Raw genomic sequence first — 13,058 nt, 5'->3', positions numbered from 1 at the left:
CTCATACGCAAGTCGGGCTCATCGAAAGGACCGCAGTGATCGTCAAATCCCTCGTCACCGGCATCGCAGCCACCGCCCTCGTCGGCGCGGCAGCCGTCGGTACGACTGTGACTTCCCAGACGGCCATCCCGACCACTGGGATGCGGGCGGCGGTCGCGCCGGTCGTTCGCCAGGTGCCGCTGCCGCAGGCGCCCGCGCCAGGCCTGCAGACATCACTGGTGTCGACGCTCACCGGGCTGACGGCCGCCGGAAGCTTCGCCGGGTCCAAGGGCAGCTACATCCAGGGCGGCGTCGGCCGGCTCGAGGCCATCACCGCCGACCGGGCGTACAGCAACGCCGTCAAGCAGGGCGTGTTCCCCATGAGCTTCGCCGTTGCCGACATCGACGACCTCGGCGACGGCACCGCGACGGCCAACGTGACAGCCACTGCCGCCACCGGCGCCACCGCGTCTCAGCCGCTGACCTTCGTCGCGGGCCCGAGCCCCACCGGCTGGCAACTCTCCAAGGGGTCGGCCATGACCCTGCTGTCGTCGGTGAAGTAGGCACACCAGGAGCCGCCCGGTGAACCCAACCCGAGGGACCTTGATCGCCGTCATTGCGGCGGCGATCGGGTTGTCCGGGTGCAGTGAACACGTCGAGCCGCCCGCCGACCCGATGCCCCGTTCCCTGCTCACCACCGACGCCAAGTCCCCCGCGACAGCGCCGCTGCCATCGCCCGATGCGCTCACCGCAGTGCTCTACAAGATCGCCGACCCCGCGGTGCCTTCGGCCCAAAAGATCGGGCTGATCCAATACGGCACCGCCGAGGATCAGACCGGGCTGGACAACTTCACCAGGGCACTGCGCGACAACGGTTTCAATCCGATGAACGTGACGGCGGCGGACCTGCTGTGGTCGGCCGGGCAGCCGGGCGACATCATCGCCACGATCACGATCAGTTCCGTCGCCGCACCGGACAACAAGTTCACGTTCCCCATGGAATTCAGCCCCATCCGCGACTCCTGGCAGCTGAATCGGCAGACCGCGAACCTGCTGCTGAAGCTGGGGCAGCCGGGCGGGCCTGACGCCGCGACAACCCCGGCCCGCTGAGCTGTCGATGTGGGTCGGCTGGCTGGAGTTCGACCTGTTGCTGGGCGACGTGCACTCGCTGAAAGCGAAGCGCTCGGCGATCCGGCCGATCATCGCCGAACTGCAGCGCAAATTCTTCGTGTCCGCTGCCGAGAGCGGCAATCAGGAACTGCACCGTCGCGCGGCGATCGGGGTGTCGACCGTCGCGGCTGACCGTCAGCACGTCGTCGAGGTGCTCGATGCCGCCGAGCGTCAGGTGGCGGCCCGGCCCGAGATCGAATTGTTGTCGGTCCGGCGGGGTCTGGTCAGCAGCGAGGACTAGATATTGCGCTTGCGTCGCAGCGGCTGCGGCGTCACCGCGCCCGGTGCCAGCCGGCGCGCGCTGATCAGGAACGCGGTGTGGCCGCGCATCGAATGCTGCGGACGCACCGCCAGGCCGACAACGTCCCAGCCGCGCTGCAACGATTCCCACGACCGCGGTTCGGTCCAGCACTGCTGCTCGCGCAGCGCCTCGACCGTCTTCGACAGCTGCGTGACGGTAGCGACGTAGACCATCAGGACGCCGCCCGGCACAAGTGCCTTCGAGACCGTCTCCAACACGTCCCACGGCGCGAGCATGTCGAGCACCACGCGATCGACCTGCCCGCCGTCATAGGCGTTGAGGTCGGCGATGACCAGGTTCCAGTTCTCGGGCCGCTCGCCGAAGAAGGTCTCGACATTGCGCACGGCATGCACGGCATGGTCGTCGCGCACCTCGTAGGACGTCACAGAACCGCCCGGACCAACGGCCCGCAGCAGTGAGCAGGTCAGCGCACCGGAGCCGGCGCCGGCCTCCAAAACCCTTGCGCCCGGGAAGATGTCGCCCTCGTGCACGATCTGCGCGGCGTCCTTCGGGTAGATCACCTGCGCACCGCGCGGCATCGAGAGGACGTAGTCGATCAGCAGCGGACGCAGTACCAGGAAGGGGTCACCGTTGGTGGATTTCACCACGCTGCCCTCGGGCTGGCCGATCACCGAATCGTGGGCGATGATGCCGCGATGGGTGTGGAACTCCCCACCGGTCGCCAACACCATGGTGTAGTGCCGGCCTTTGGCGTCGGTCAGTTGGACGCGGTCGCCGACGGTGAAGGGTCCGGTGATTCGCACCGGGTCAGCCTGCCAGCCGACCTGTCCCGGCTGACGGCCGGGGTTCACGAAGTCTGGGGACGGCCCGGCTGAGCCGATTTGTCGCTGTCGCGACCTAAGCTGCTGGCATGACCACCGCTAGCGAGGAGCCGAAGGCGGATCGCGCATGAGCACCGCCAGCGAGGAGCCGAAGGCGGATCGCGCATGAGCACCGCCAGCGAGCAGCCGAAGGCGGATCGCGCATGACCTCTGCCGCCCCTGTCCGACGGCCGGCGCTCTCGCCGTCGCGGGCCGGTGACTTCAAGCAGTGCCCGCTGCTCTACCGGTTCCGGGCCATCGACCGGCTGCCGGAGCCGCCGTCCACCGCGCAGTTGCGTGGTTCGGTGGTGCACGCCGCGCTGGAACAGCTGTACGCACTGCCCGCCACCGACCGGGTCCCGGAGACCGCGCTGTCGCTGGTGACGCCGGCGTGGGACGCGGTGGTCGCCGAGAAGCCCGAGCTTGCGGACGAGATCGCGCCCGAGCTGCGGGAGACGCTGCTCGACGAGGCCCGCACGTTGTTGTCTGGGTACTACCGGCTTGAGGATCCGACGCGCTTCGACCCGCACAGTTGCGAACAACGCGTCGAGGTCGAGCTGTCCGACGGGACGCTGCTGCGCGGATTCGTCGACCGGATCGACGTGGCACCGACGGGCGAACTGCGGGTGGTCGACTACAAGACCGGCAAGGCGCCACCGGAAGCCCGGGCGCTGGCCGAGTTCAAGGCCATGTTCCAGATGAAGTTCTACGCGGTGGCGCTGCTGCGCATGCGTGGCGTGGTGCCAGCGAGGCTGCGGTTGCTGTATCTGGCCGACAGTCAGGTGCTCGACTACAGCCCTGATCTTGCTGAGTTGGAGAGGTTCGAAAAGACGCTGATGGCCATCTGGCAAGCCATCCAGAAGTCAGGCGAGACCGGTGACTTCCGGCCCAACCCGTCCAAGCTGTGCTCCTGGTGCTCGCACCAGCAGTTGTGCCCCGCCTTCGGTGGCACTCCCCCGCCGTATCCCGGCTGGCCCGAGGGCTTCGGGGTCGCATGATCGACTGTTACTACCGTCGGCGGGGCGCCGACGGCGATCTGCAGCGCTTCGAATCGACCGAAGGCACCGGCAGTAACTGGGATACGAGCATCCAGCACGGTTCGCCGCCGCTGGCACTGCTGACCAAGGCGATCGAAGAGCTGGCCGCCGGCAGCGGCATGCAGGTGGGCCGGCTGGCTCTCGACATTCTCGGCGCCATTCCCGTTGCACCCGTTGCGGTTCGGGCGTGGGTGTCGCGGCCCGGATCCCGGATCTGCATGATGACCGCGGAGATGACGGCCACCCAGCCTGATGGTTCCGAGCGGGCGGTGGCGCGGCTGTCGGCGTGGCTGATCGCCCGCAGCGACACCCGCGACGCCGTACTGGACCGGTACCCGCCGATGACCCGCGTGCCCGATACCGGGTTCCGGCATCACTGGCAGGGCCGGCCCGGTTATCTCGAGACCGTCACCTGGGTTCCGCAACCCGACGACGCGGGCGCCTCCGTGGTGTGGATGCGGCCGTTGATCTCGCTGGTCGACGACGAGGAGCCGACCGACCTGCAGCGGCTGGCGATGGTCGTCGATTCCGCGAATGGCGTTGGCGCCGCGCTGGATCCGAATGAGTTCATGTTCATGAACACCGACACCACGGTGCACCTGCACCGCGCACCCGTGGGCCCCGAATTCTGCCTGCGGGCCCGCGGCTCGATCGGTCCGGACGGCCTCGGGTCGACGACCGCCGAGCTGTTCGACGAGCAGGGGTTCATCGGGACCTCGGCGCAAACACTGTTGGTACAGCGGCGCTGACCAGACGTGCCGAGACAACGCTCGGCACGCGTCTGAACAGTTCACCAAATACGCAGGTATAGGAAAATTGTGCAGACCGGCCCCAAGTCACGCCGAAGGCGCTCATGCTATAGGCGTGGAGGGGTCGAAGCCTGCCGAGCAAAGCCGGGGTCGCTTGTGGATCGCGGTCGGACTCTCGCTGACCGCGTTGGCCGTGATCCTATTCGGGGTAGTCATCGCGTCGCATTCAGGAAGCAAGACCACGTCGTTACCCCACCCGCCCAGCACGTCGGTCCCGCCTCCTCTGGAACCGCGCATAACAATTGTTCCGCGTGACCCCAACAAGTCGGTCGGAACGCCACCCGAGACCCAGACCCAGATAGCAGTCCCACCCAATCTCGGGGAGCCGCAGAAACCCATCACCGTGACCGCGGCACCAGACTCCCCTGTCACCGCCACTCTGCTAGTGCCAACACCTGTGACCGCCCCGCCGCCCAGCGTCGCTCAACCCAGCTCGAACACAATTGCTGGTCCCCCCATCATCACCGCCATCGCGACGTTACTCGTTGCGGCAACCGGGCTGATCACCGCAGTATCAGGATTGCTCAAAGTCACGCACTCCAGAGCCTCAACCAAAACCCCTGCCACATAAAGGATCAACCCACACGGCCATGGCACGTTCGCCTCCGCGAGGCCCGCCTACCGCGACGACGTCACTACTGTGCAGCGACGCCGCCCGGACGATCACACGACCGTTGGCGTAGGCGTCGGGGCGCCGGAAAACGCCGCCCGATCACCTCTCGGGCAAACCATCTGCTTGCATCCACACCGCGGTCGCCGGGCCCATGGCTCGGCAGATATGTAGCCCACCTTGGCAATCGGGTGACTTAAGTCCCCCAGCGCGGGGCCTTTCGCGAGTCGCTCAGCTACCGAATTCAGGCGTATTCACAACGAAGACATCTGATTGACCAACGGTGTCGAAAGGCCGCCGACCCAGTCTCCGGCCTGGCGATGAACCCGACCAAGCTCGGGCCCGAAACCATGAACGAGGGACCCGATCTACCGGTTCGTTACCGATCTGGACAGAAAGAGCAGAACTTAACGAAAGCTGACATAGCTATGAATCTCGCATACTCCACCAGGACGGACGTTTGTCCGTCCGCCAGTCCGACCCCATTACATGTCGCCGACTACGACTTCGGTACCGATGATTCGTCCGGCACCTCGCTCGACATGGCTCGGCTCGAGGCTCCGATGTCCCAAGTGATCACCGATGAGGTCGACGGTGCCAGCTGGTACCTCACGCTGGACGTCGAAGTACTCCTCATCGCCGCCCTCGGACGTGCGATCGACCGGGTGATCGGGCCGGGACAGATCGTCCTCGACGTGGCTGCGGCAAACGAACGCGTCGGCGGCGCCCTGGCCGTGGTGCGGCGTATCCCGCTGCAGTGTGTCTCGTACGACAAAGTTTCGGCCACGGAAATGCTGCGTAATGTGCGCAACGCATTCGACGAGGCGATCGCCGACCCGGATCAGGTGTCGGAGGTGCTTTTCGGCTACGGCATGACGCGCATCGTCGGGGCTCACCCGGGGCCGGCCCATACGCTGGAGTTGCGTGCTTACCGTTGCGACGGGATATTGCAGCTGGACTGGTGGTATGCATCCGGCCGGTTTTCCGCCAGTACCATCGAAGAACTGGCAGAACAGTTCACATTGGCCGCGATCGAGCTGGCCTCCGAGGCTGAGCCAGATGAGTCGGCGACCGGCGCGCAACCAGGTGAGCACGGCTAGTACCGGCGGGATTCGCTGACGCGTATCACCACGAAGGTTTGCGGAGCCTCAGACCGCGACCTGCATCAAATGGTCAGTGCCGATATGACAGCCGAACCACGATCAAGCAGGTTCAGGACCCGGCAATGGTTCGCGGCCAGTACCTCGGCACGGCTGTCCTTTGTGGTCGTCATGCTGCGGCGTCTTCTGGTGATGTTCCTTCGTTACGGCAATATGCCGATGACAAACGGGACAGGTGATAGAGGGCATGATCCTCATCTCTCTTTCTTTCACGAGATGTCGATGCGTCCGGCGATTGCTGACCGGACCCTAAATTGTTGTTACAGTGAAATTTTCGACGCCGCCCGCGAAGTTGTGGACAAGTCTGCAGGGTGAAGATCGGCTGGCCATAGAGGCCAATGACCCTGACCGTGGACCCCAAGGCCCCGGGCCGAACGCAGCAGTGCCGACAGCGAATCGGGAAACCGTCGAGGTTTCCCAACCAGTCGTGGGGTGAAGTCCAGCGCCCTCGCCTCGAAGGCCGAATGGCCCTAGATCGGGCTCGCGCCGCGGTGAAATATCGAACTGTGCGAGGAGCCGAAGCCCCCCGGCTCCCTTCGATATTGAGGAGACACACCATGACAAGGGCCCGTGACATCATGCACGCCGGAGCAACATGTGTGGGAGAGCACGAGACATTGACCGCGGCGGCTCAGCACATGCGCGAGTTGGGCGTTGGTGCGCTACCGATCTGCGGGGACGATGATCGCTTGCACGGCATGATCACCGACCGCGACATCGTCATCAAATGCATCGCCGCCGGGCATGACCCCAATACGGTCACCGCCGCGGAGCTTGCCCAAGGCAGCACCTATTACGTCGACGCCGACGCCGGTATCGAGCAGATGCTGAACGTCATGGAGGAACACCAAGTCCGCCGGGTACCCGTGATCGAAGATCACCGCCTGGTCGGCATGGTGAGCGAAGGCGACATCGCGCGGCATCTACCCGAATACGCCGTCGCGCAATTCGTCAAGGCCGTCTGCGCCCCGCCTGCCCTCGCCAGCCACTGACCAGCAGATCATGAGCACTCACTATGAGACCGGCCCGGCAGCAGGCGAATACGGCGTGGAAAACGAGAACCAGCTGCAGCCGCAGGACACCCTGATCGAACGCGGCATCGACGACGTGCTGGATGAGGGATACTCGCCGCCCGAGCGGCTGTACGGGCGTGGCGCCTTCGGCCCCTCGGAGAGCATGGACCAGCTGCTCGCGGAGGAAGAACACGATCCGGCATCACGCGTTGACGTCATACTCGACGCGGACGAACAGCAACGTTCCGATGACGCCGAGCGCGAAGCGGAATTTCCTGAGCGAAGAGAGGTCGGCCGCGCGCGAGCAGGTCGACTTGTCGCACCGGACTTGGGATTTGGCGAAGACACCGAGGCAGAGCTGGTTGCCACGGACGTCGGTATCAGCGGCGGTGCAGCTTCCGCAGAGGAAGCCGCCGTTCATGTCATCGATGATGAAGTACCGCCGCACCGGTAGCTATGGCGATGAGGTCCACGGCGGCGCCCCGGTGGCCGGCGAAGGTAGAGCGCCGGGACGGGACCGTCGTGCCGTTCGACGTCACCCGGATCGAAACTGCGGTCGCGCGGGCGGCCCGCGAGGTGGCGAACGACGATCCCGACATGCCGGGCGTCGTGGCCAGGTCCGTTGCCGACGCACTGGGACCCGGTGTAGCACAGGTCGAGAAGATTCAGGATTTCGTCGAGGCGAGGCTGGGCGAAGCAGGCCTTGACGATGTCGCCCGCGCATACATCATTTACCGGCACCGTCATGCCGAGTTGCGCACGGCCAAGGAATTGCTCGGGGTCCGCGACGAGCTGAAGCTGAGCCTGGCCGCGGCCACGGTGCTGCGCGAACGTTATCTGCTGCGCGATGAGCAGGGCGCTCTCACCGAGTCGACCGGCGAGATGATGGACCGCGCGGCGCGCTGCGTCGCCGCGGCGGAAGACGAGTATCAATCGGGCTCATCGGCGCAGTGGGCCGAGCGGTTTTCGGCGCTACTGCGGAATCTCGAGTTTCTGCCGAATTCGCCCACATTGATGAACGCCGGCACCGACCTGGGCCTGCTCTCCGGCTGTTTCGTTCTGCCCGTTGAGGATTCGCTGCGCTCCATCTTCACCACCTTGGGCCAGGCCGCCGAGATCCAGCGGGCTGGGGGCGGCACCGGGTATTCGTTCGGGCACCTGCGTCCCGCCGGGGATCGGGTGGCCGGCACCGGTGGCACGGCAAGCGGACCGGTGTCCTTTCTGCAGCTCTATGACACCGCCGCAGCCGTGGTCTCGATGGGCGGGCGTCGTCGCGGTGCGTGCATGGCGGTGCTCGACGTGTCACACCCGGACATCCACGACTTCATCACCGCCAAGGCCGAATCACGTCGCCAGTTAACACATTTCAACCTATCGGTCGGTGTGAGCGACGCTTTCCTGCGCGCCGTCGAAAGGCACGGCACGCATCGGCTGGTCAATCCACGCACCGGCAAGACCGTTGCCCGAGTACCGGCAGGCGAGCTGTTCGACGCCATTTGCGAATCCGCGCACAGGTGCGGCGATCCGGGCTTACTGTTCCTGGACACGATCAATCGAGCCAATCCCGTGCCGGGACTGGGCCGAATCGAGGCGACGAACCCGTGCGGAGAGGTTCCGCTACTGCCGTACGAGTCGTGCAACCTCGGCTCGATCAATTTGGCCCGGATGGTCACCGACGGTCGCGTCGATTGGGACAAGCTCGCCGACGTCGCGACGGTGGCTGTGCGGTTCCTCGATGACGTGATCGACGTCAGCCGCTACCCCTTCCCCGAACTCGGCGAGGCAACCCGCGCCACCCGAAAGGTCGGACTCGGCGTGATGGGTTTGGCGGAACTGCTTGCGGTGCTGGGCATTGCGTACGACAGCGAGGAGGCGGTGCAACTGACAGAGCGAGTCATGCGCCGCATTCAACGGTCGGCGCACCTGGCGTCCCGTCGGCTGGCCGAGACAAGAGGTGCGTTTCCCGCGCTCGCCGACAGCCGGTTCGCCCATGGCGGACCGCGGCGCAACGCGCAGCTCACCTCCGTTGCTCCGACCGGCACCATCTCGCTGATCGCCGGCACCACCGCGGGGATCGAGCCGATGTTCGCAATCGCCTTCACCCGGGCGATCGTCGGCAGGCACCTGCTGGAGGTCAACCCGTGTTTTGATCGTCTGGCCCGCGACCGCGGCTTCTACAGCGATGAGCTGACCGCCGTCATCGCGCAGCGCGGCGGAGTACGGGGCTATTCACGGTTGCCCGCGGACGTGCGGGCGGCGTTCCCGACTGCTGCCGAGATCGCGCCGGAGTGGCATTTGCGGATGCAGGCCGCGGTGCAGCGTCACGTCGACGCCGCAGTATCGAAGACCGTCAATCTGCCAGCTGCCGCTACGGTTGACGATGTCCGCGCCATCTATCTGGCCGCGTGGAAGGCGAGGGTCAAGGGCATAACGATCTATCGCTATGGCAGCCACGAAGGCCAGGTGCTGTCCTATGCCGCGCCGGAACCCGCACTAGCCCAGGCAGATACCGGGTTCAGCGGCGGGTGTGTGGGGCGAACGTGCGAGTTCTGAGGGTGGGGACATACCCACACACTCGGAACCGCTCCATCTTGAGTGCGCGGGTAACAGCAGGTGCGACCCAAGCCCTGTTGCCGTCACGCACCGGTGATGAGCGAGCCGAGTAACGCCACAGCGCACACACCCATGATCACCACCATCGCCCAGCCCATGACGTTGGCGAAACGGCCGTTGACGTGCTCACCCATGATCGATCGGTTGTTGCCGACCAACGCGATCAGCGCCATCAGCGGAGGAGCCAGCACCCCGTTGACTGCGGCGGCGTAGTACAACATCCGGAACGGCGGAATCCCGATGAAATTCAGACCGACACCGACAAGCGTGGCCAACGCGATCACGACGTAGAAAGCACGGGCCTGGCGGAAGGTGTATCCGAGCCCCGCTTTCCAGCCCAGCGCCTCGGACAGCGCGTAGGACGCCGAACCCGTCAAGGTGGGCACCGCGAGAAACCCGACCCCGATGATGCCGATCGCGAAGAGCAGGAAGGCAAAGTCGCCGGCAAGTGGCCGTAGCGCAGCGGCGGCCTGATCCGGTGTGTCAACGCTGAATACGCCCGCTTGATGAAGAGTGGAGGCGCACGTCAGGATGATGAAGAACTGCACGAAATTCGAAAAACCCATGCCGATCGTGGTGTCGACCCTCATGTTGCGAATGTCCCTGTCGCGGACCACCGGAACACCCTTGCCGTAGAACTGCATTCGGCCACGGGCGAAATCCTCTTCGGCTTCCTGATCGGCCTGCCAGAAGAAACAGTAGGGCGTGATCGTGGTGCCCAGGACGGCGACGATGTTGAGCACGTAGTCGCGCGACCACTCGACATGCGGAACGAATGCGCTCACCGCCACCGCGGGCCACCACGGGTGATGAATGACGAAGGCCGCCACGACATATGCGAGCAGGCTCAGGCTCGCGTACTTCAGGAACCGGGCATAAGCGGGGTACGGCACGAAGATCTGCAGCAGCAGGGAGATGCCCACGATCGCCGCGAGCCAGGCCAGGAAGGGGACGTGAACGAGCATCTGACCAGTGGCCGCCATCGCTCCCAGGTCAGCGCCGACGTTCACGATGTTGGCGACCATGAGCAGCGACACAGCGACGAAAAGCACCCTACGCGAATAATGTTCGCGTAGCACCGACGCCAGGCCGCGGCCGGTGACCATTCCGATTCGGCCGCAAATCTCCTGGATCGCCACCATGAACGGATATGTCCAGGCAGCCACCCATAGCTGAGAGTAGCCGAACTGCGCCCCGGTCTGGCTGTATGTCTGGATACCGGACGGATCATCGTCGGACGATCCCGTCACGAACCCCGGACCGAGGACCTTCCACGCCGCCGCCGCCCGGGCACGCAGTGACGCACGCGACCCACGAGACGTCATCGCGTCCCCACCGGCCAATGGCTGCTTCTTCTGGGTCTCACTCTCATCTGTCATCTCGGCGGCAAGTTTGTCATCTCGGCGGCAAGATCGGCAGCCGGCGCGGCGAGACCTGGCCGCACGCGGTCGGGATTCACGCAGCGTGAGGCATATCGGTTACAGCGCCCGCGGATTGGTACGAATCCGGATGGCTGTGGACGGGAGCCCAGCCGACGTACGTCAGGTACAGGCCGACCACTGCGACCAACACCGAGCCTGCCTGCCACCACGCAGCGGCACTGAGCGCAGACTGGCCCATGGACAGGTAAGCCTTGGGGAAGGCCATCAGCGCGATGCCCTTGACGACGCTCAGCCAGCCCAGCAGCGACACGATGGCAGCGGACGGTCCACGCCAATAGGGATGCAGGACGATCACGGCAAGGCCCATCGGCAGAACAAACGCGCCGGCTACCCACGGCCATACCGCATCCGCGCTGAACGCTTCGATCATCGAACGCATGTAGGCGGTTCGACCGATCATGGTCAGCGCCGCAATGAACAGATACGGGCCCAGAACGCGGGCGAACAGACGCGTCCGCGACTGGATGTGCGGGGTGATGCTCATAACTACCTCCGTCGAACGGACCCGTTGCCAAGGCCATGACATGCCCCAGCAATGACAGGGCGTCAACCTTTCGTACGGCCATCTGATCGCGCGGCGACAACAATCCAGTAGGGACCGAAGTCCCCAATCGGTCGCCGATCGTCCGTCGGCGACATCGCGCCGGCATCTATCGCGCCGCGAACCGCTGCCCGCCCGCCCGCCTGAACTGACGACCTCGTTGGAATCAGAATGATCTTTAGCGGTATCGACGCTACCGCCGGTGGTCAGGCCTCTTCCGAGCGCTCACATCGAATCCGGCGCCGCACCGTGTCGCGTTTTTCGCTTCTATATTCCTGAGCGAACCGCCTGAATTCGCCACTGCCCCTTTGGCTTGTGGCCGTGTTACGTTCCCGGGAGTTGAGCCATGACTGTTCTCACCACGACTGCCCCTGCCGACGACGATGTCGTCGCCGCCGTGTTGGCTACCGCTGACCGCGTCGCCGACGAGCTGCGCGAGACCGCCGCCGCGCGGGACCGGGCGAACGCCGCGCCGCGTGAAGAGATCGAGCTGCTGCGCCGCAATGATCTGCTGCAAGTGCAAGAGCCGGTCGAATACGGCGGCTCGGGCTTCAATTACGCGCAGGCGGCTCAGGTGACGAGGCGGATCGCCCGTGGTGACACGTCGATCGCCCATCTCATCGGCTACCACTACGCCCAGACCCGCATCGCGTCGCTCTTCGGGACGCCTGCTCAAGCTGAGGTGCTCTCCCGAAAAAACGCCGCCGAAAAGCTGTTCTGGGGTGGAATTCAAAATCCTCGCGGGGGCTCCGATCTGGTTTTGACCCGTGACGACAACGGGTTCCGGCTGAACGGCAGCCGCACGTTCGCCAGCGGCGCGAGTACCGGCGATCAGCTGTCCGTCACGGCCTCGCTCGACGGCAGTCTGGTTTTTCTGTCGCTCGACGTCCGTGGCGGCCGTCAGGGATTCACTTTCCTCGATGACTGGGACAACATCGGTCAGCGTCTGACGGACTCGGGTGGTGTCCGTGTCGTCGACGCGCGGATCGAGCATGACGAAGTGCTCGGCGAAGAACCTTTCGTCGCTTCGGATCCCACGCCGTACCAGACCCTCGTTACGCCGCACTGGCAGTTGGCGTTCGTCAACTTCTACCTCGGCACCGCAGAGGGGGCCTTGGCCGAGGCGCTCGATTGGACGCGAACCCACGGCTCGGCGTGGGAATCCTCGGGCGTCGAGCGGGCCACCGACGACCCGTACGTTCTGCAGACCGTCGGCGAGCTCGTCAGCCAAGTACGGGCGACCGCATTGTTGGCCGACCGGGCCGGCGATGCCCTGCAAGCCGCGCTGGACGTCGGGCCGGCGCTGTCGGAAGACCAGCGCGCCGAGGCCGCAGTGGCCATCTACGAAGCCAAGTACCTTTCCACGAAGGTCGGCTTGGAGACCGCCAGCCGCCTGTTCGAAATCCAGGGCGCACGCGCCACGTCCACCAAGTACGGATTCGACCGGCACTGGCGAAACTTGCGCACTCACACGGTGCATGATCCGGTGGCGTACAAGGCCAAAGAGGTTGGTGACTGGACTCTCAACGGTCGCCGCCCCGAGTTCTCGCTGTACCGGTAGA

General features: G+C 65.2%; 13 protein-coding genes. 10 read left to right on the top strand and 3 right to left on the bottom strand.

The window, feature by feature from the left end:
- Positions 1–35: 35 nt before the first annotated feature.
- From AC3WTE_RS00690 to AC3WTE_RS00680, 3 genes are read left to right on the top strand one after another with little or no spacing between them, the layout of a single operon-like run.
- Positions 36–542 (top strand): MTB12 family secreted protein, encoded by a 507-nt coding sequence (locus AC3WTE_RS00690; RefSeq protein WP_492434828.1) that lies wholly within the window; start codon positions 36–38, stop codon positions 540–542.
- A 19-nt stretch (positions 543–561) separates the two neighbouring features.
- Positions 562–1,089 (top strand): lipoprotein LppK, encoded by a 528-nt coding sequence (gene lppK, locus AC3WTE_RS00685; protein WP_492434827.1) that lies wholly within the window; start codon positions 562–564, stop codon positions 1,087–1,089.
- Between the two features lie 7 nt (positions 1,090–1,096).
- Positions 1,097–1,390, top strand: a complete 294-nt coding sequence (locus tag AC3WTE_RS00680; RefSeq protein ID WP_492434826.1) for a DUF503 domain-containing protein — start codon at positions 1,097–1,099, stop codon at positions 1,388–1,390.
- On the opposite strand, the gene AC3WTE_RS00675 is transcribed toward AC3WTE_RS00680, so the two are convergent.
- Entirely contained in the window at positions 1,387–2,214 is an 828-nt protein-coding gene (locus AC3WTE_RS00675) for a tRNA (adenine-N1)-methyltransferase (protein ID WP_492434825.1), read from the bottom strand. The two genes, AC3WTE_RS00680 and AC3WTE_RS00675, sit on opposite strands and share 4 nt — an antisense overlap.
- A 221-nt stretch (positions 2,215–2,435) precedes the next feature.
- Between AC3WTE_RS00675 and AC3WTE_RS00670 the strand changes: the two genes are divergently transcribed.
- From AC3WTE_RS00670 to AC3WTE_RS00645, 6 genes are all read left to right on the top strand, one after another.
- Positions 2,436–3,269, top strand: a complete 834-nt coding sequence (locus AC3WTE_RS00670) for a RecB family exonuclease (protein WP_492434824.1) — start codon at positions 2,436–2,438, stop codon at positions 3,267–3,269.
- The gene (locus tag AC3WTE_RS00665; protein ID WP_492434822.1) at positions 3,266–4,057 is read left to right on the top strand and encodes a thioesterase family protein; all 792 of its coding nucleotides are present in this window, start codon (positions 3,266–3,268) and stop codon (positions 4,055–4,057) included. Before AC3WTE_RS00670 ends, AC3WTE_RS00665 begins: the two co-directional genes overlap by 4 nt.
- Positions 4,058–5,047: 990 nt before the next feature.
- Entirely contained in the window at positions 5,048–5,827 is a 780-nt protein-coding gene (locus tag AC3WTE_RS00660; protein ID WP_492434821.1) for a hypothetical protein, read from the top strand.
- A gap of 617 nt (positions 5,828–6,444) precedes the next feature.
- Positions 6,445–6,879: a CBS domain-containing protein gene (locus AC3WTE_RS00655; RefSeq protein ID WP_459369471.1), complete on the top strand. Its 435-nt coding sequence runs from the start codon at positions 6,445–6,447 to the stop codon at positions 6,877–6,879.
- Between the two features lie 10 nt (positions 6,880–6,889).
- Complete coding sequence (locus AC3WTE_RS00650; protein WP_492434818.1) at positions 6,890–7,354, top strand: DUF5709 domain-containing protein; 465 nt, start codon at positions 6,890–6,892, stop codon at positions 7,352–7,354.
- Between the two features lie 8 nt (positions 7,355–7,362).
- Positions 7,363–9,453, top strand: a complete 2,091-nt coding sequence (locus tag AC3WTE_RS00645) for an adenosylcobalamin-dependent ribonucleoside-diphosphate reductase (protein WP_492434816.1) — start codon at positions 7,363–7,365, stop codon at positions 9,451–9,453.
- Positions 9,454–9,536: 83 nt separating this feature from the next.
- On the opposite strand, the gene AC3WTE_RS00640 is transcribed toward AC3WTE_RS00645, so the two are convergent.
- Together AC3WTE_RS00640 and AC3WTE_RS00635 are read right to left on the bottom strand one after the other, a co-directional pair.
- Entirely contained in the window at positions 9,537–10,892 is a 1,356-nt protein-coding gene (locus tag AC3WTE_RS00640) for an NRAMP family divalent metal transporter (protein WP_492434814.1), read from the bottom strand.
- Between the two features lie 76 nt (positions 10,893–10,968).
- Entirely contained in the window at positions 10,969–11,439 is a 471-nt protein-coding gene (locus tag AC3WTE_RS00635) for a hypothetical protein (RefSeq protein WP_492434812.1), read from the bottom strand.
- Between the two features lie 403 nt (positions 11,440–11,842).
- Here AC3WTE_RS00635 and AC3WTE_RS00630 point away from each other — a divergent pair, with 403 nt between their 5' ends.
- The gene (locus AC3WTE_RS00630) at positions 11,843–13,057 is read left to right on the top strand and encodes an acyl-CoA dehydrogenase family protein (RefSeq protein ID WP_492434810.1); all 1,215 of its coding nucleotides are present in this window, start codon (positions 11,843–11,845) and stop codon (positions 13,055–13,057) included.
- The last annotated feature ends 1 nt before the right edge of the window (position 13,058 follow it).

The sequence above is a fragment of the Mycobacterium sp. FW102-FHT13B02 genome (assembly GCF_058790275.1).
Note: the sequence above shows the minus strand (reverse complement) of the source record. Positions and strands in the feature narration are given on the sequence as shown.